Origin of the sequence: Sutcliffiella cohnii (assembly GCF_002250055.1) — a bacterium.
GTDB lineage: Bacteria > Bacillota > Bacilli > Bacillales > Bacillaceae_I > Sutcliffiella > Sutcliffiella cohnii.
Map to the genome: position 1 here is coordinate 2,150,226 of NZ_CP018866.1, position 19,920 is coordinate 2,170,145.

At 34.8% G+C, this 19,920-nt stretch carries 16 protein-coding genes and 1 pseudogene; 13 read left to right on the forward strand and 4 right to left on the reverse strand.

Annotated features, from left to right (window positions below):
* Positions 1-4: 4 nt before the first annotated feature.
* The 8 genes from BC6307_RS10595 to BC6307_RS10635 all read left to right on the forward strand — a co-directional run bounded on the left by BC6307_RS10595 (position 5) and on the right by BC6307_RS10635 (position 7,307).
* Positions 5-253: a glutaredoxin family protein gene (locus tag BC6307_RS10595; RefSeq protein WP_066418407.1), complete on the forward strand. Its 249-nt coding sequence runs from the start codon at positions 5-7 to the stop codon at positions 251-253.
* Positions 250-645, forward strand: a complete 396-nt coding sequence (locus BC6307_RS10600; protein WP_066418406.1) for a DsrE/DsrF/DrsH-like family protein — start codon at positions 250-252, stop codon at positions 643-645. The genes BC6307_RS10595 and BC6307_RS10600 overlap by 4 nt, the downstream gene beginning before the upstream one ends.
* 52 nt (positions 646-697) lie before the next feature.
* On the forward strand, positions 698-1,831 hold the full coding sequence (locus BC6307_RS10605) for an MBL fold metallo-hydrolase (RefSeq protein WP_066418398.1): 1,134 nt from the start codon (positions 698-700) through the stop codon (positions 1,829-1,831).
* A 121-nt stretch (positions 1,832-1,952) separates the two neighbouring features.
* Positions 1,953-2,180 (forward strand): sulfurtransferase TusA family protein, encoded by a 228-nt coding sequence (locus BC6307_RS10610; protein ID WP_066418396.1) that lies wholly within the window; start codon positions 1,953-1,955, stop codon positions 2,178-2,180.
* A gap of 198 nt (positions 2,181-2,378) precedes the next feature.
* A complete protein-coding gene (locus BC6307_RS10615; RefSeq protein WP_066418394.1) occupies positions 2,379-2,570 on the forward strand; it encodes a hypothetical protein in 192 nt (63 codons plus the stop codon).
* Between the two features lie 185 nt (positions 2,571-2,755).
* Positions 2,756-4,402 carry a SulP family inorganic anion transporter gene (locus tag BC6307_RS10620; protein ID WP_066418391.1) on the forward strand — a complete coding sequence of 549 codons (1,647 nt, stop codon included), beginning with the start codon at positions 2,756-2,758 and terminating at the stop codon, positions 4,400-4,402.
* A gap of 23 nt (positions 4,403-4,425) precedes the next feature.
* Positions 4,426-4,968, forward strand: coding sequence for a carbonic anhydrase (locus tag BC6307_RS10625; RefSeq protein ID WP_066418449.1), 543 nt, complete (start codon positions 4,426-4,428; stop codon positions 4,966-4,968).
* A gap of 1,628 nt (positions 4,969-6,596) precedes the next feature.
* A complete protein-coding gene (locus BC6307_RS10635; protein ID WP_235858198.1) occupies positions 6,597-7,307 on the forward strand; it encodes a polysaccharide deacetylase family protein in 711 nt (236 codons plus the stop codon).
* A 416-nt stretch (positions 7,308-7,723) separates the two neighbouring features.
* Here the strand turns inward: BC6307_RS10635 and BC6307_RS10640 are convergent, their stop codons facing one another.
* The 3 genes and pseudogenes from BC6307_RS10640 to BC6307_RS25730 all read right to left on the reverse strand — a co-directional run bounded on the left by BC6307_RS10640 (position 7,724) and on the right by BC6307_RS25730 (position 10,291).
* Positions 7,724-9,169: a carbon starvation CstA family protein gene (locus BC6307_RS10640; protein WP_066418383.1), complete on the reverse strand. Its 1,446-nt coding sequence runs from the start codon at positions 9,167-9,169 to the stop codon at positions 7,724-7,726.
* Positions 9,170-9,589: 420 nt separating this feature from the next.
* The gene (locus BC6307_RS25540; RefSeq protein ID WP_268874279.1) at positions 9,590-9,712 is read right to left on the reverse strand and encodes a hypothetical protein; all 123 of its coding nucleotides are present in this window, start codon (positions 9,710-9,712) and stop codon (positions 9,590-9,592) included.
* Between the two features lie 64 nt (positions 9,713-9,776).
* Positions 9,777-10,291 (reverse strand): annotated as a pseudogene (locus tag BC6307_RS25730) (SDR family NAD(P)-dependent oxidoreductase).
* 592 nt (positions 10,292-10,883) lie between these two features.
* Between BC6307_RS25730 and BC6307_RS10650 the strand changes: the two are divergent.
* From BC6307_RS10650 to BC6307_RS10670, 5 genes are all read left to right on the forward strand, one after another.
* A complete protein-coding gene (locus BC6307_RS10650) occupies positions 10,884-11,318 on the forward strand; it encodes a CBS domain-containing protein (RefSeq protein ID WP_066418380.1) in 435 nt (144 codons plus the stop codon).
* Between the two features lie 284 nt (positions 11,319-11,602).
* Positions 11,603-11,809: a DUF1657 domain-containing protein gene (locus BC6307_RS10655; protein ID WP_066418448.1), complete on the forward strand. Its 207-nt coding sequence runs from the start codon at positions 11,603-11,605 to the stop codon at positions 11,807-11,809.
* A 1,231-nt stretch (positions 11,810-13,040) separates the two neighbouring features.
* Positions 13,041-14,606 carry a spore germination protein gene (locus tag BC6307_RS10660; protein WP_066418375.1) on the forward strand — a complete coding sequence of 522 codons (1,566 nt, stop codon included), beginning with the start codon at positions 13,041-13,043 and terminating at the stop codon, positions 14,604-14,606.
* A complete protein-coding gene (locus tag BC6307_RS10665) occupies positions 14,603-15,784 on the forward strand; it encodes a Ger(x)C family spore germination protein (protein WP_084380542.1) in 1,182 nt (393 codons plus the stop codon). Before BC6307_RS10660 ends, BC6307_RS10665 begins: the two co-directional genes overlap by 4 nt.
* 28 nt (positions 15,785-15,812) lie before the next feature.
* On the forward strand, positions 15,813-16,766 hold the full coding sequence (locus BC6307_RS10670; protein WP_066418361.1) for a GerAB/ArcD/ProY family transporter: 954 nt from the start codon (positions 15,813-15,815) through the stop codon (positions 16,764-16,766).
* 67 nt (positions 16,767-16,833) lie between these two features.
* Here the strand turns inward: BC6307_RS10670 and BC6307_RS10675 are convergent, their stop codons facing one another.
* Positions 16,834-19,800, reverse strand: coding sequence for a Tn3 family transposase (locus BC6307_RS10675; RefSeq protein WP_094366123.1), 2,967 nt, complete (start codon positions 19,798-19,800; stop codon positions 16,834-16,836).
* Positions 19,801-19,920 lie beyond the last annotated feature (120 nt).

Sequence of the window (19,920 nt, forward strand, 5' to 3'; positions counted from 1 at the left end):
TAATATGAACACAGTGACAGTCTATACTACTACACGTTGCCCATATTGTGTTATGCTAAAGAACTTTTTAGTAGATCAAAATATTCCTTTCAAAGAGATAAATGTTGAAACCAAACCAGAGATAATGAACCAACTTGTAAACGAAACAGGGCAAATGGGAGTGCCTCAAACAGAAGTTAATGGTAAGTGGGTTGTTGGCTTTGATCCAAATAATATTATGTTGGCATTAAAAACTGGGAGGAATGAGGAATGAGTAAAAAAGTAGCAATCATCGCAAGTAATGGTGGATTATTTGATGCATATAAAGTGTTTAATATTGCAACAGCAGCTGCAGCGACAGATCAAGAAGTAGCTATTTTCTTTACATTTGAAGGGTTAAACTTAATTCATAAAGATGCATACAAGCAGCTTCCTATGCCAGAGGGTAAAGAACACTTTGCAGAAGGCTTTGCAAAAGCTAACGTTCCAGCAATCCCTGAGTTAGTGGAAATGGCACAAGATTTAGGAGTTAAATTTATTGGTTGCCAAATGACAATGGATGTTATGGGATTAGAAAAAGAAGCTTTTGTAGATGGCATCGAAGTCGGTGGAGCAGTAACATTTTTAGAGTTTGCAAAAGACGCGGATGTAACATTAACATTCTAATCAACTTACAAAAATTTTTTAACTATAATAATACCTAAGGGGGTAATTGATAATGGCAGTACGTAAAATGTTAGCAAAAGAAGTAACGGATAAGGTGTTAAATAAAGAAAACTTATTTATTTTAGATGTTCGTAATGTGAGTGATTTTAACGATTGGAAAATTGAAGGTGAAAACTTCGAGTATTTAAATGTTCCATATTTTGAATTACTTGATGGAGTTGAAGGGATTTTGTCAAAACTTCCATCAGATAAAGAAATTTTAGTCGTATGTGCAAAAGAAGGTTCATCTATGATGGTAGCGGAAATGCTTTCTGATGAAGGGATTGATACAGCTTACTTAAGCGGTGGAATGAAGTCCTGGAGTGAGCATTTATATAAAGCGAAAGTTTATGAAGATGAAGATATTAAAGTTTATCAATTTGTACGAGTAGGAAAAGGTTGTTTATCTTATATGGTTGTTTCAGATGATGAAGCATTAATCGTAGATCCAGCACGTTTTGTGGATGAGTATATTGAAGCTGCAAAAGAAGATGGCGCAAAAATAACCCATATTGTTGATTCACATCTACATGCAGATCACATTTCCGGAGGGAAAGAATTAGCAGATAAAACAGGTGCTTCGTACTACCTTATGAAAAGTGAAGGGGCAATCTTTGATTTCAAACCGTTTGAAGAACATGAGAAAATTGAATTTAAAAATATTGAATTAGAAGTGCTTGCAGTGAAAACACCTGGACATACACCAGGAAGTGTATCATTTTTTGTGAATAAAAAATTATTATTCTCTGGTGATACTATTTTCGTAAGCGGGCTAGGCCGTCCTAACTTAGGAAATAAAGTAAGAGAATGGGCAAACGACTTATATAACACTGTGTTTAATAAAGTATCTGAAATTGCAGATGATGTGATCGTATTGCCAGCACATTATGCTGACTTTGACGAAGAGCTGAATGCAGAAGGTTACATTGGGGATACGTTAGGAAATATCCGTACACGTAATGAGAAAATGTTCAATGCAACAAGAGAAGATTTCTTAAACGATGTTGAAAAATCAGCAAGTTCTGTAAAACCACCTAACTTTGAAGAAATTATTATGATTAACCGTGGTGTTCAAGAAGCCGATGTTGAAAGAAAGCAAGAATTAGAAATTGGTCCAAACCGTTGTGCAGTCCATCATACGGACTGACCCTCATAAGCATGTCATGCGCTTAAGAAGACTCCTGTACTGAAGGACAGAGTTTGGGTACAGTTAGAGGCAATTTTACAGTCAAGTTTAACAGGATTCAAAAATAGGGAGGGTACAACAAATGAATGTCAATAAAACTTTAGACGCAAAAGGTTTAGCTTGTCCGATGCCTATTGTAAAAACGAAAAAAGCAATGAATGAATTAGCGTCTGGAGAAGTTTTAGAGATCCATGCAACTGATAAAGGGGCTAAAAACGACCTGACAGCCTGGGCAAAATCAGGTGGTCATGAATTTCTAAAAGTTCAAGAGGATAACGGTATATTTAAGTTTTGGATAAAAAAAGGCTGAGGGTATCATCAAGATACCCTTTTCTTAAAAAGAAAACTATATTAATTCAATTATAGGATTAGCCAAAGTTTTCAAATTTAACTAGGGAAAATTATATTTTTACTAGTTTGTAGGATTTAGTTTTTCCATAATAAGTAATTGGTACCCTATTCATTTCCGGAAAAATCGTTTCATGTAAACAAGGAAGAGGTGAATATTGTGGGAAATCTTATCAAAAGGCTTACGGAAGATCGTTGTCCAGTTTGTGGAAAAAAGTTGGTAATTTCGGATGAAAAATGGATGAAAAGTATGTATGTCAAGTCATGTCCTGAAGGTCATATAAAAAAAGAGGTTTATCCACATTTGCAAACTACTATTGAATATAAGAAAAATAGTCTAGGGCATAGATAAAGTTCACTTTATATAAATTTCAGTCTAATTGAAAGCGTTTTCTTACTTAAGGCGAAGCCTTGCCGTGGGCAGAGGTTCTCGAAATGATCATGAACACAGTTGAAGGCAGACAACGAAGAAAGCAAGCGTTTGTCAACAGCCTGAAATCTAATTGTAGAATTCGTATTTAAAGGGGGGAAGAGATCATGTTAAAAAAACTGATCCCGTCTATTGATTGGCTAGGTCATTATAACAAAAATGATTTAAGAGGAGATTTATCAGCTGGTCTAATTGTAGCTATTATGTTAATTCCTCAAGGAATGGCTTATGCGATGTTGGCTGGCTTACCTCCTGTTATAGGATTGTATGCTTCAACGATCCCTTTGATTATTTATGCACTATTTGGATCTTCTAGACAATTAGCAGTTGGACCAGTTGCGATGGTTTCACTTTTAGTATTTACAGGTGTGTCTCAACTTGCAAAACCAGGGACAGATGAATATATTGCATATGCACTGCTACTCGCTTTGATGGTAGGTGTGATCCAATTAGTATTAGGACTTTCCCGCCTAGGCTTTCTTGTTAACTTTTTATCACATTCTGTTATAAGTGGGTTTACATCTGCAGCTGCAATCATCATTGGTCTTAGTCAGTTAAAAAATCTATTAGGAATCGATATTCCGAAAGGTTCGATTTTTGTTATCATAAGTAATGCAATTATGAAAGTCAATGAAATAAATATGGTAACATTTTTAATTGGCCTAGGGAGTATTATCATTCTTATATTACTTAAAAAAATGGCACCTAAATTTCCAGCACCATTAGTTGTTGTAGTTTTGGGTATTTTAGTAGTTCGTTTTCTTCAATTAGACCAAGTTGGTGTTAAGATTGTTGGTGATATTCCGAATGGAATACCAGCATTTTCAATTCCAATGTTTAATATAGAGGCAATTACGGCTTTACTACCGATTGCATTGACGATTTCATTTGTCAGTTTTATGGAATCTGTCGCAGTTGCAAAGTCAATTGCCAATAAAGAAAAATATAAAATTAATGCAAATCAAGAGTTAAATGGTTTAGGCCTGGCAAATATCTTTGGGTCATTTTTCTCTGCTTTTCCAGTTACAGGAGGATTTTCAAGGACAGCAGTAAACTATCAAGCAGGAGCTAGAACAGGTCTTGCTTCTATTATTACAGCAGTATTAATTTTTATTACGCTTCAATTCTTTACAGGGTTGTTTTACTTTCTTCCTCAAGCTGTATTAGCAGCAATTATAATGGTTGCTGTGTATGGATTAATTGATGCAAAGGAAGCAGTTCATTTATTCAAGGTAAAAAAAGCAGATGGATGGACATTACTAATTACTTTTATAGCAACTCTTACATTGGGGATTGAACAAGGAATACTAGTTGGAATCGGTGTATCCTTACTGCTGTTTATTTGGAGAAGTGCATATCCTCATATAGCTGAATTAGGATATCTTAGTGATCAGAATGTTTTTAAGAATGTGAAGTATTATCCAAATGCCAAAACATATGAGAACTTGTTAATATACCGAATAGATGCATCGTTATATTTTGCGAACATGGCATTTGTTGAAGAAAAACTTCAACAAGCTATCCTTGAAAAGGCAAACATTAATAAAGTCATTCTAGACTTTTCGGGGGTTAATTCAATGGATGCTATTGCGCTTGACGAATTAACGAAAATCATAGAAGGCTACAAAAAATCTAATATAGAGTTTTATATTGCTGGAATCAAACAACCAGTCTATGAACTCTTTAGAAAAGCAGGATTAGATAAAAAGTACAAGGGGAAAATTGATTTTCTGTCTGTAGATCAGGCTCTTTGAAATGTAAAACTTGGGGTGATCTCATGAGTAAGCAAATAATGGCTGATAACAATCAAGGGTTTGTTAATAGTATATTAAAAGAGGATCCTCATTATTTTGAAAGGTTAAAAGAAGGGCAATCACCAGAGTACTTTGTAATAGCTTGTTCTGATTCTAGGGTCAGTCCTTCTATTGTTGCTAACATGCCACTTGGGAGTATGTTTGTTCACCGAAACATTGCAAATCAAGTTACCGATGATGACACTAGCTTGAATGCAAGCTTGTATTATGCACTCAAGCATTTAAAAGTAAAAAAAATAGTTATTAAAGGGCATACTAGCTGCGGAGGGATAGAAGCTGCTTGTAGCGGTAATAACGAAAATGAGTTAAAGAGTTGGATTTCAAAAATAAAAAAAGGATTACCGGATACATGTAATCTGTCCCAACAAGAGCTTTCCAAACAGAATATATTACAACAAATAGAAAATTTAAAGAGTCATCCAATTTACAAAAAATATGGAAAGGATATTGAGATTGTTGGCTGTTTGTTCCATGTTGAGACAGGAAAATTAGAAAGAATTAATTGATCAAGCAAAAAAATGAGTATGCTAAAAAACCTTCCTTTCTCCAATTGGAAGGTTTTGTTTTACTTCCCTAGATGTGTTTTCTAAACTATATTTCGAAAAGTCGTTTTACTTCTCAACAATGCATAAATCCAATGTAAGAGCTTATTCGCACAAGCGATTATTATAATGGACCCATAAAACTAGACACCAAGAAAGGAAAATTCAATCCTCCACCTAAAGAGTATCCTTTTTCACAGGAGAACCTGTCAAGGATAAAGGCATGCACTCGCAAGCTCGCCTTTGACAGAACCTCCTCTGAAAAGGAAGTATCAATTAGGATGGATTTCCTCAAAAAATGTTGAGGGTCAACCTTCCCTTATGGCAATGAGAGTACCTCTTACTCTTAGTTCCATTTTAAGCTCTTATAAAGACTATAAGACCCCACCTTATTTTTTTGAAAAAAGTGTCTTGACGATAGAGTCCACCATATATGGCTAATCCAAAAGGCTTTCCTTTTTCTCATTTTTTTCGTAAACCTTTCTTAATCTCTTATTTCTAGAGATAATCTCATCGCTTGTTTCTTTACGTTGTGTATAGAGAATAATCTCAATTATAATTTTTTCCTCGTAAATAAATCCTTCAAAGATGAATGGTAATATAAATCAACTAATGGTTCAAAGTACCTTGAAGAGTGCTTGAATTTCAAAGGGACATTGAATTTAAAAATAAAAAAACAGTTGAACAAAGAGATAAGAACAACGTAGGTATAGGACGTTTAGTAAATAAATGACTGTACACAAACATCTTAACGTATAGTAATCCTGACCATAAAACATTCCAACCGTGAGCATATAGAATTAAGTGCTTTTTGTGAATCAAATATTCAACAACGGTACTTATTATAGTCCACCGTATGAAATGAATAAATTGTTTAAACAGGGTATTTGGCATTTTGCTTAAGAATACGAGCACTAATAGTGGAGTTATTATTAGTGTATGGACTGTTCTAAGAAAAAACCAATTTACTCTATAAGGAATAAACTCCCAAACGAGATGTCTTCTACATAGTAAATAATATATTGCATTAAATGAACTAACATAAACCATATTTTTATAATACTTAGGAACCTCACGCCAAGAATTACTGAAAATGGATACTAATATAACGCTTAGTATCAAAACGATATGCCTATTTCTAACTTTTTGTTTCTTTCTCATTTTAAACTCCTTTATAAGTTAAAAACCTTAGTAAGAGGTTTCCCTAAAATAGACACTTTTACTTATAAAGTAACTGGTAAATAATTAAAAGTGAGGGATATGTATGAATAAGAACCCGATCGAGCATGTATTAGGAACAAGAGTAAAATTAATTGAATACATATTCGCTTCAATTTAACCACCGACATTCCTACTGCCTCAACGTAGCTTTATTTTTGATTTAAAATTGGCAACTTTGATTTACTCGTTATTGCTTATTTCTTTCAATAAAATCAACAATCAAGTTAAACAGTGCCAAATTAAAAAATTGACAAGTGGATGGATATAATGACTGCATTTAACTCAATACTAAGGTAAAGCATTAGAAAGAAGGGAATGACATATTTTATAAACGTTGTTTTCTTATTATACAAGGTTTTTTTATCTTATTTGTGGGACTAGTTTATTCCACTAATTCAGCTCGGGCTTCAGTAGCATACCCATTACAAGCAAAATATTCAAATACAATGCTTTATAAAGCACATACTAATCAAAAAGTGATTGCACTAACTTTCGACGATGGTCCAGACACTCGATTTACTCCCTTGATTTTAGATGTTTTGAATAAATATGATGTAAAAGCTACCTTTTTCTTATTAGGGACACGAGTGCATACCTATCCTGATATCGTAAAACAAATATATAGTAAAGGGCACGCAATTGGTAATCATACTTATTGGCATCCCAAACTAACGGACACAGATGTAAAAAGTATGATATGGGAAATTGAAAAGAATGAACAAGAAATTTATTCGGTTATTTGTATTAAACCTGAATTGTTTCGTGCTCCATATGGGGCTATAAATGAAGACCAGGTCAGACAATTGGAGAAAATGGGGTATCGTGGTATAGGATGGTCTGTAGATTCGCAAGATTGGAAAAGCCTACCGGCAAACGTAGTAAAACAAAAAGTGTTGGATTCTATTCACCCTGGAGCTATTGTCCTAATGCATAGTGCCGGACATTGGACACAAGACTTAACAGGAACAGTAAAAGCCTTAGATGAACTTATTCCATATTTGAAGAAGGAAGGATATATTTTTGTTACCATTCCAAAACTTTGGTTATTAGAAAACACTAATGAAAAGGAATTCCCTAAATAATTGTAAAGTAAAACACATAGAAGCTTAATGCTGGAAAATGAAGGTATATTCGGTCATTTAAAATAGGATTTTTGTTTCGGAAGGATTCTTTCAACTAATAATTTGAGCTACTTTTTAAGTATTACTTTGAACATCCCACTTAAAAAACCCAGCCACCTTTCACATGAAAAATTGAGCTGGGTTTTTTATTTATTTACATCCAATCATTTATAGAACTATTCTAATAAGTTTAGTCAAAAATAGCGACTATTCATTGTTTAGTAATCGTAATTATGTAAAACAAACAGGAATAACCCCGTTTTTTTTAAAAATTTTAAAACTATTCTCCATTAAAGGCGCCATTTATTGAATTTTTATAAAAAGATCAAGCTATAATTTCCAAAACTGAAACCTTTTTGATTTGGCCTTGCAACATCTTATGTTGCTTTATTAGGTAATTCTATATCTGCAGATAAGTTTTCTCCCCGGTTTTTGTTCCCTTTCCAGAAGAATATAGCAGCAAACAGAATGGTCATGACAATTCCACCGAGATGTGAAACTTGATAAGATAAGCCAAAACCAAGATTGCTATCATATAAAATATAGGTTAAGACCATATCCGTTATGAATAGTGCTGGTACAAGAGAGACAACATAATTCTTCCTCTTCACAAATAAATACATGGTACCAATCCAAAGAGCAAGTGCTGCAGTACCTTGGTTAGCAAATGAGAAGTAACGCCATAAAAGATTGAAATCAATGGTTGTTAACCAATAGGAAATCACAAACATTGGAATTGCAATAGATAAACGTTTGATAGCCTTGCCTTGGTCCATTTTAAGATAATCGGCAAGGATATTTCGTGCTGCACGGAATGCAGTATCGCCTGATGTAATAGGTAACACAACTACACCAAGTACAGCAATAGTCCCACCAACTGCACCAAGTAAGGTCGTAGAAACTTCACCAACCACAAGGGAAGCCGTACCTTCATTAATTAAAGCCTGAAGAGTTTGGCCATCAAACATACTCATGGCAGCAGCTGCCCAAATCATTGCAATTACACCTTCCGTAACCATCATACCGTAAAAAATATAACGCCCTTGTTTCTCATTTTGAGTGGTTCTAGAAATAAGTGGCGATTGCGTGGCATGGAAACCAGATAAGGCACCACAAGTAATCGTTAAGAATAAGATTGGAAAAATCGGCAGGTCAGCTGGATGCATATTGGTTAAAGATAATTCAGGAATTTCATATCCTGCAAATAATAATCCCACACCAACTCCAACTGTACCAATTAATAAAATTGCGCCAAAGAACGGATAAACTCTTCCAATGATCTTATCGATGGGAAGAATCGTGGATAAGAAATAATACACAAATATTAAGAAAATAATAGCTATTAAAGCCACCCTGCCATTGATCAAATTGTGCAATAATGATGCCGGCGTAGTAACAAATACAGTGCCAACCAGCAATAATAAAAGCAACGCGAAAACGTTTACTAAATGTTTGGAAACATTCCCTAAAAATTTCCCGGCGAGTTCTGGAATGTGAGCGCCCCGATTCCGAATGGAAATCATTCCAGTTAGGTAATCATGTACAGCTCCTGCAAAAATAGAACCTAACACAATCCACAAAAAGGCGACAGGACCATATAAAGCCCCCATGATCGGACCAAAGATGGGCCCTGTTCCGGCAATATTCAATAATTGGATTAATGCATTTTTCTGTTTGCTCATTGGCAAATAGTCAACACCATCTTGATTCACATAGGCTGGTGTTGGCCTTTCTTCATCAGGTTCAAATATTTTTTCAACAAATTTTCCATATGTGAAATAAGAAATTACCAATGCAACAAGTGCCATTAAAAATGTAACCATTCTGAAATCACCTTTCCTCCATTTTAATTTGTAATTTTGTAATTAGTTTTACCATTATCTGCGAAAAAACAATTACATTATTGTATTTTTCTAAAACCGTTATAAGACACACTTCACCAATGCACTCGTCATAAATGGAAGTAGAAAGCGAGTTCGGTCATATCAAGTGCAATCGGTCGGTCGTTCAGAAAATTTTTATTACGAGGATTCGACAAGGTAAATATCGAGTTTGGAATTGTGGCATTAGCCCACAACATCTAGAAAGTAGCCGGAAATCTCAAGCTACTTTCAGATAATAACCGAAAAAATATAAAGGCAAGTGTAGAAAAACAGGTCGTTTTTCTACACTTGCTTTATTTAGATGGACTTATCAGACAACCCTCCCAAAAACTAGATATCAATTAAGTGAATCTCAAGGATTTAAATCTTCTCAAATACACTTATTAAATGAAACTTACTCCCATAATGTCCCCTCATTCCTTGAATCGATTCCGTACCCCCTATAATGACTGCTACTTTATTTTGTAATTTACTCTTGTCCATACACACTCTCTCGTTTATAAAAGATCATCATTTGTTATATTGATATTTTATGTTAGATGTAAACTTATAACGTTCCCATACCACCGTCTACTCTATACTGAACGCCCGTAATAAATGCACTTTCATCTGAAGCAAGAAATAAAACTAAATTAGCAATATCACTGGATTCACCATAACGGCCTAATGGAATACTTTGCGCTAATGTTTCTTGTTCTACGTTCAATCCTTCTTCTAAAGAACGCATCATTCTTGTATTAACAGGTGAGGGATGGATTGAATTCACACGTACATTAGCACTTGCTACTTCAATCGTTGCTGCTTTTGTTAATCCAACTACTGCATGTTTCGAAGCAATATAAGGTGATACACCAGAACTACGTTTAATCCTGCTACTGACGAAGTGTTGATCACACTACCATAACCTTGTTTAGTCATGACTGGTAAAACATATTTCAAATCTAAAAATACTCCACGTACATTGACACTAATTACTTTATCAAAATCCTCCATTTTTTGATTCACAAGAGGAGCAACTTTTCCTTCGATTCCTGCATTGTTAAAGAACACATCGATTTTCACAAATGTTCAACTGCTTTTTTAACATAACTTTCTACATCGGATTCTTTTGAAACGTCAGCTTGGAACTGTAAGTACCTCACCAAATGAGTCTAGTTCTTCTTTAACTTTAATAAGTGAATTTTCAAATAAATCTACTAAAATAACTTTTTAGCTCCTTCTTTTAGAAATCTTTCTGCTGTTACTTTACCAATGCCACCTGCTCCCCCTGTAATTACTGCAACTTTTCCAGATAGTCTTTCCTTGATGTTACAACCTCCAATAATAATTTTTATTTTAATTATCTTTTTGAAGATAACCTAAATCCTATTAAAAATTTATTAAAGAAAATGCTTTCTCTATACTTTCCTCTACTTAATATAGTCAAGCACCTAAGAATGGTTTTTAGGGAAATTTTAAAAAAGAAATGTATGACCATTTGATAACCATATTCTGTCTTTATAATTATGAAATCATACAATCTTAAAAAAGTTGAGAACCTGTTGAATAGTTGGGATTATAATTAAATAGAGCTTATAATTGGGTAAAGTTACCATTAATAATATCGCCAATGTTCTCCATTCTATAAAAGAAAAACATATCTGGAGGTAATTTTATGGCACAATTAAGAGATATCATGACATCAAATGTTCTTACAGTTAACGAAACACAGACCGTACAGGAAGCTGCAGCATTAATGAGCAAATATAATATCGGGGCTATTCCAGTAATAAATAACAGCGGACAAATTGTTGGAATTGTAACGGACCGTGATATTACCCTTCGTACGACAGCACAAGGAGAAAATGCACAAACGCCAGTGTCTCAAGTCATGACTGGACAGCAAATCGTACAAGGTACACCTGATATGGATGTTCATCAAGCAGCAAACTTAATGGCACAACAGCAAATTCGCCGATTGCCAGTAACCGAAAATGGCCAATTAGTAGGAATTGTTGCTTTAGGTGATCTAGCCGTACAAAATCAATATGCAAACGAGGCAGAACTGGCATTACAAAGTATTTCCACTCCTTCCTCACCTCAACAATAGTAAGAGGTTCATTTATTGTCATAAAAATAATTATTAGCAAAGATCCAATCTTGGTCTGTAATGGGAATGGTGGGGGAAATTTGAGATAAAAAAGTTATAAAACGCTATCTTATTAGTTTACGTGAAATAGAAGAGTTAATGGGGATTTGGAAACGGAATTACTACCGAAAAAATGGTGCAATTCGCCAAAAATAATCATATATTCCCAAAAATCTCACCGCATGGGAAACAACTTTCTTTTTCAGCAATATAGAAAGGTAAAAAATTTTGGGGAGGCTTTCTTTATAACAATTATTACTAAAGTTAAACAGACATTAGCAGGATTGAAAAGTGCACAAGCAAGTTTTGAAACATTTGCTCTTGGTACCGATAATCAACAAGCGAAGCAGCTTTACCAAGATGCTGCTAAACAAACTCAATCCGTTATTGATAGTATTCAACCACGTGTTCAACAAATCGAACAAGAAGAACCTCAATACGAACAACAATAAGGAAAGATTGGTTGAGAGGCAATCTTTTTAAAGTCTTTTATTGTTTATAGCACAGCGCGAACTATCACGTACCATGAATAAGGATTAATAATCCTTGTTTGACTCGAAACTAAGATTATTAAGCATTGTTTTAATTTTAAAAATAAGGTAATAATAAAAATACACCAAGACTTACAAACAAAGGGAAGGATGCTTTCCTTCCCGATGTAGATGTAACTTTGTAATAATCACTTCTTTTTTCAACTACTCTTAATTAGGCTATAAATGTTGATGGAGTTACACTAAATCACAAATTCCAGATCCTTACTTCATCCAATTTTTTATTATATGTTTTACTCGAAATAGCTTTGTTTTAATGTTTATTGTAGAATCAATGCTGCGACCAATTTGTTTTTTCGGTCTATATTCTTGCATATGTACCTATAGAGCTGTACCACGAGTGTTACTTGCTGAATAGATTTTCGCCGATTGCCAGCAACCGAAAATGGCCAATTAGCTTGCTCATTATCAAGACGATTAAGTTGTGTATATAACTTCAATATAAAACCATTATTAAATCAAGGATTTTACTTTTTTGTACAGATAACCACTCGTTTTTCTGCCGGGACCCCATATATAAGATATTTCCAATACTATAATCAATTAATAATTAAACCTCTGCTTTTTTTCAAAGGAATACTGTAACAATCATCTTAAACTCCATTATTATTATGGTATTCGCATCCATCCATTATTTCTTTATCGCATTTAGAACATTTCAACGGCTGATTCTCGATAGATTCTTCCATGCGATTCATAGCTTCATCTCCTTTTTACCATTTATAATTGGATAAAAGGAGATTATTCCCTGCTTAAAAAGCTAGTCTGATAAAACAGCTACTCATTATTTGTATTTGGCAATTAATCAAAAATGGAAATATATAATGATTCAAAATAATTTATAAACATACTAACAAAACCAACGTCATTTAAATGCCAAAAGCACAACCCTCCGGACAGAAAAGGTTCTCTGTCTGTTTTTTATGTTTTATGTTAAGTTAACAAAACCTGATAAGTTTACAAATTTATAATTTTTAACCCAGTTTCTCAGCTATCTTTATGAAGAAAAATCCATAAAAATAAAAATGTATTGGTAACACTTAAAAAACTGTACATATTATTTGAAATAAGACTCATAATATCGGTATAAAATACCAAATTTTAAGAGAATGAATAGGGATGAATTGAAATTATGCGCTTTTTAAAAATCGAATCCATTCGGCAAAAAATAAAGCAAAACACAAAAGGAATACAAAAAAATCGATCAAATCATTCACATCCGTTCTCATCGGATATTCATAAAAATGAGGAAAGACTAAAGCAACAGTTAAACTCAAGTGAGGATATCATTTTTCATGATTTCATCATTCCGTTACATGACGGCCACTCATTGAAAGCACTGTTAGTTTTAGTTGATGGGTTAATTAATGAAGATGCCATTCGCAATAATGTATTAGAGCAACTGACCGAGGAATCACTCGAAAGTCCTCAGGGAGAAGAATTAAAAAAAGTAAAAGAGAGGATTGCTATTTTTAATATAAAAAATGAAGATAATCTAGAAAAAGCTGTATTCCAACTACTGAAGGGCAATACGTTACTATTGCTGGATGGATATAGTGAAGGATTGGTGCTAAACGCACCAGGGTACGAGGTTCGTGCAATCGCCGAACCCCAATCAGATCGGGCTGTGAGAGGGGCACATGAGGGATTTATTGAATTATCACCTACAAATATTGCATTATTACGGCGAAGAATTCCACATCCTTCTTTACAGTTTGAAACCATAAAAATTGGTGAATTTAGTCAAACAGATATAACGCTGGGATATATAAAGGGCATTGTGGATCCTAAATTGATCGAACGGCTCAAACAAAGATTAGATCAAATTAAAGTGGATGAAATCAATAATTCAGGGGAAATTGAACAATTCATTGAAGACCATCCCTTTTCAATCTTTCCTACTATTGGAAATACAGAGCGTCCTGATGTAGCCTCAGCCTTATTAATGGAAGGAAGAATTATGATCATAGTTAACGGAGATCCGGTAAGTTTGTATATTCCATCTCTATTTCTTGAAAATATGAAAAGCATAGAAGATTACAGTTCTCGTCCTTATTATAGTTCCTTCATTCGCCTGATGCGCTTTTTTTCATTTATAATCAGTATTTCTTTACCAGCCCTTTATATTGCAGCCATTAATTTTCACAAGGTAATGATTCCATCTGAAATGATTGTTCCGATCATCCAAGCAAGAGAGACAGTTCCATTTCCTCTTACAATGGAAGTTTTCATGATGATTTTAATGTTTGAAGTTGTCCGTGAGGCTGGTGTTAGACTTCCTCAACAAATTGGCATTGCTTTAAGTATTGTGGGTGCTTTAATTCTTGGACAAGTCTCTGTCTCAGCCGGACTGGTTGGTGCACCGACCATTGTTGTTGTATCTATATCGTACATTGCCGCCTTCGTCATTACTCCAATCGCAGATGTTACTGCGTTACTCAGGATAGGGTTATTTATTGCTAGCAGCTTATTTGGGGGATATGGACTAATTGTCGCCGTGCTTGGTTTATTAACACATATGATCTCTTTAACATCACTTGGGGTTCCTTATATGGCGCCATTTGCGCCTTTTTATTTTCAGGATTGGAAAGATTCACTAATTCGGTTGCCGTTAAGGTGGAAAAAACATCGACCAAAAAGCATACCGAATCAGCGTGCGACTAGAATTAAATCATTACCTAAGACAGGTGATAAATGATGGGAAGGATTCTATTTATCATCCCTTTTTTATTTTTATTAATGGGCTGTTGGAGTAGCCAAGAACTTGATAATTCCGCACTTGTACATGGAATAGGGTTGGACAAATCTGACGGTAAATTACGAATCAGCGTCGAAATCATAAAACCAACTGGATCAAGTGAACAAGGTGGTGGCGAAGGGGGTGGAGGAAATGGCCAACATATTCTATTAGATAGAGACGCGGACTCAATAATACACGGTGCACGTGGACTCATAAAAGATGCGAAGCGCCGGCTTTATTTTGATCATGCTCGTTTATGGGTGATTGGTGAGGAATTAGCAAAAGAAGATTTTATTGGCTACCTTGATGAAAGCCGGCGAGATCAAATGTTTCGTTTAAATAGTTATCTTTTCATTACAGAAGGTAATCCAATAGATATTTTGAGTACTTCTACACTTTATGAAGATCTTTCGTCAGCTGAAATCGTCTCTGCTTTAGAACAAACACAATATATTGCAGAATATACATCCGTAAAATTATATGAATTTTATAAGTTAATTGAGGGACCTATTCCTAATGCCTATCTGCCGATCATTCAAACAAAAAAAGAAAAGGATAAAACTATTACTTCATTAGACGGTACGGCCGTCATTAGAAATGATAAAATGGTCGGTAAACTAAATACACATGAAACGGTTGGGCTAAATGTCCTTTTGAACAAGGCTAAAAGTGGAGGTGAAACTGTATCTCTGAATGAGAAGGAGAAGGTCTCTGTAGAGATAAAGAAATCAGAGACAAAAATAAAGCCGACACTAGTTGGAAATCAGCTTAAAGCACATCTTAATATCGAGATAGAGGGAACGTTAGCTGATAATACGACGAAAAGCAATATAAATGAACAATGGATAAGTAAGGTTGAAAAGGAAGTATCAAACCTAGCTGAAAAATACGTACGTTTAACTTTGGATAAACTTCAAAAGGAATTAAAGACAGATATTTCAGGAATTGGGCTAGAAACCTATCGGAAATATCCAAAACAATGGCAAAATATCCAATCTGAATGGAATGAGATTTTTTCTAACGCAGATATAATAATTGATGTTCATACGAACATTACTCATCAAGGCCTTATAAATAAGAGTATAAATAGACATCACAAAAAGCCTTATAACAACCCTTATAAACTAAGGAATTAAATGATCAAAGAAGAAGGAGATTACAGTCATGTTAACAAAATGGGAGACACTTTTTTTATTAGTAATGACACTTCCAATCATGGGACATGTCGTGATTCTCCCGTTAATGCTCGATGTTGCCGGAAGAGATGCTTGGATTTCCATATTTCTATCACTCCCGGTAGCATTTATATTTGCAATCTCCATTTATCGCTTGAGGCTTAAATACCCAAAAGAAAATATCTCTGATATGCTTCACAATTTATTGGGGAAATTTTTTGGAACAATGCTTACGGTGGTTTTCATTATCTACTTTTTATTTTTAACCATTTTCTCTTTTGCTCTGTTAGTTGATTTCGTCTATATTGCTTTTTTGCCTGAGACCCCTCTGTTGGCTATACTCGTTTGGTTTTTGATCTTTTTTGTCTATGTAGCTATAAAAGGTATGAAAAGAATCGCCTTAACGGCTGGTGTATTATCCATAATTGCTATGGTGTCAGGGCATACAGTCACTCTATTGGACACGAGGATGAAAGATTGGAGTGAGCTTCAACCCATGTTTGAGTTTGGTTGGAGTCCCATATTATGGGGATCTTTGCTTCTCACTAGTATATGGATTGAATTGTTGCTACTTTTATGTGTGCCCATTCAAAACATTCGTGAAAAACGAATGTTTTTACTATGGAGTATTGGAATCTTGTTGAATGCACTAATGATGTTTTCAACAACTACCGGCAGTATAACAATTTTCGGATTAGGGCAGGCTGACAATTTCGTATATCCGGCATTAGAGCCGGTACGAATTATTAGTTTGGGATTTATTGATCGTTTTGATATTTATGGTTTACTATTAATGGCAGTAGGAACATATATACGTTGCAGCCTATACCTTCGAATCGCTTACGACATAGTTGAATCAAAGGTTTCTTCAAAGTGGATAAAGCGAGGTTGGTTTTTGGGGCTTGTTTTACTCGTATTTCTAGGTACTTACTATTTGGGGTAGCGTCAGGAAAATGCGGATTTACAACGCTAAGCCCATTTTCAAGACGATTCCCCCAGTTTTAACAACGTTAAGAAAGTTTCAATGGTCTTAAAGAATCTAACGAGACCATTTTCTCCGAATTAAAATGGTATTCTCCAAGTAAATTAATATGTTCCCAACCTAGAGGTGACATATGGTGCAATAATTCTTCATTAAAACTACCTGACCGTTTTTGATATTCAACTGCCTTTGTTAGATGTAAAGTATTCCAGATACTGATGGCATTGATAATTATGTTTAAGGCACTGGCCCTTTGCAATTGATGCTGTATGGTTCGTTCCCTAAGCTCGCCTTGTTTTCCGAAGAAAATAGCTCTTGCCAGTCCATTCATGGCTTCTCCTTTATTCAATCCTTTTTGTATTTTTCTTCTTAATGATTCATCCGAAATATAATTCAAAATAAAGATCGTTTTTTCTATTCGGCCCATCTCACGTAAGGCTGTAGCCAAGCTGTTTTGTCTTGAATAAGAACCTAATTTCCCCATAATAAGGGATGCTGAAACTGTTCCTTCCCTTATAGAATGAGCTAATCGCAAAACATCCTCATAATTCTCTTTAATGACCTTTGTATTTATTTGTCCACGTAAAATGGCTTCTAATTTTGGAGATTCACTTGCTTTATCTATTGTAAATAATTTCGAGTCTGATAAATCCCTTATTCTTGGAGCAAATTTAAATCCTAATAAATGAGTCAATCCGAATATTTGGTCTGTGTAACCAGCTGTGTCTGTATAATGCTCTTCTATGTTTAGATCCGTCTCATGGTGCAACAAACCATCCAAAACATGAATCGCATCCCTTGAATTAGTATGAATAATCTTTGTGTAGTAAGAAGAGAATTGATCACTAGTAAAACGGTAGATGGTGGCTCCTTTTCCGGTTCCATAATGTGGATTTGCATCTGCATGTAGTGATGAAACACCTAGCTGCATTCTCATACCGTCTGACGAGGATGTTGTACCGTCTCCCCAATAAGAAGACAATTGTAGCTTGTGATGAAAATTTACTAATACAACTTGGGCTTTATTCATTGCGTCTTCATACATGCGCCATTGAGACACATTGGCTAGTTGCTTATATGTAAGCCCGGGTGTTGCTTCAGCCATTTTGCTCAAGCCAATATTCATTCCCATTCCTAAAAGAGCAGCCATAATAATGATTGTTTCTTCTTTATCTGGTTTTCGTTTGTTAGAAGCATGTGTAAATTGCTCATGAAATCCTGTTATATGGGCAACATCCATCAGTAAATCGGTTAATTTTATTCTTGGTAGCATCTGATACAGGCTTGCACTAAATTTCTTTGCTTCTTCTGGAACATCTTTTTCTAATCGTGCAAGTGACAGCTTTCCTTTTTCAAGAGAAACTCCATCTAACTTGTTGGAATTAGCAGCTAACCACTGTAACCTCCCATTAAGGCTGCTAGTTCTCTCTGTAATATAATCCTTGAATGATAAACTAACCGATAATCTTGTATTCTCCTTCGTTTGATTCCATGTATCTTCGGAAAACAAATATTCCTCAAAATCTCTATATTGTCTACTGCCCACAATAGAAACATCACCAGCCCGAATATGCTCCCGAAGTTCTGTTAAAACAGCCATTTCATAGTAATGCCGATTGATTGTTGTACCATCATCCTCGTATAAATGCTTTTTCCACCGTTTTGAAATAAAATCCAAAGGTGAGTTATCAGGTACTTTTCGCTTCCCAGATTCGTTCATTCCTCGTATAATCTCTACAGCTTGTAAAAGTGGCTCATTCGCCTTTGTGGAATGAAATTCCAATACCCTTAATAGGGTTGGCGTATATTTTCTAAGAGAATAAAATCGTTTTTGCAGTAAGTCTAAATAGTCATAGTCGGCAGGACGTGCAAGCTCTTGAGCTTCTTCCACTGAAGAAACAAAAGAATTCCATTCAATAACCGATTCTAAAACCTCAAAAACGTCTAGTTTTTCCCGTTTTGCTTTGATTAAAGCTTGTCCGATGTTCGTATAGTGTATAACCTTCTCATTCAGCTTTTTCCCGTTTTGTTTCTGAATTTCTTCTTGAGCCTTACGGCCTTTTGATAACAGACTGAGTATTTGTCTGTCATGAATTTCAAAGGCTTTATCCGTTAAATCCTGAGTAAGGTGTAATAAATAGACGGTTAAAATCGAGTATCGTTTATTTTCTTGAAAGTCACGGAACGCATAAGGCTCATATCTTGAACCTAAGCGAGATAGCTGTAACAAGCGATTGCGATGCAAATGATTAATTTGTACCGTTTCTAATTCCATACCTCGTATGTATTCGAGTCGTTCTATTACTTTTAGAAATGTTTCGGATGAAGGATGACCCGGTGGTTCCTTTAACCAACCCAATATCGTTTTATTGGAATCGGATGAATGTTGCGAAGTAATGATTTCTTCAAGCTTTTCTTTTTGCTCACTTGTTAGAGATTGACTAACTGTATTAAACAGCTTCTTTTCAGCCATTTCTCTCGCCTCCCACACTATTCTTTCAAGTGTAGTGATAGCAGGCAGTATGATTTTGTTTTTTCTTAGAAAATCTATGCATTCATGCAGTAGATGAATGGCATCACCATTTTCCAAAGCTAATTGATGAAGGTGCTTAAATGTCATTCGATATTCACTCAAGGTAAAAGTTACAAAGTCGTATTCACTTCGAATTTCTTTCAAATGATCCCAAAGTGTATTTTCCCTTTGAGGATAATAGCTAAGCGAGGATGGACTAGCACTGATTTGTTTCGATATATATTGTATAACCGAATCTGGGATGCTTTTAATATGAGTGTATGGCCAACCGGGATACCGAAGAATAGCTAATTGAACGGAAAACCCTAAACGGTTTTCTTCCCTCCTTCTCTTATTAATGATTTCTAAATCACGTTTGGAAAAGGTGAAGTAGGTCCCCAATATCCATTCATCTTCAGGAATTTGCATAAAAGCCTGTCTCTGTTCCGGTGTAAGCAATTCTCTACCTCTAGCAATTTTCATTCAGTATCAGCCCATTTCTGTATTTTTCAATTTATTAGCTCAATTATATATCAATAGAGTGTACTCTATTGATACAAGTATAGTAGACTGATAAAATCATAGTTAAGAGTGTCTCATAAG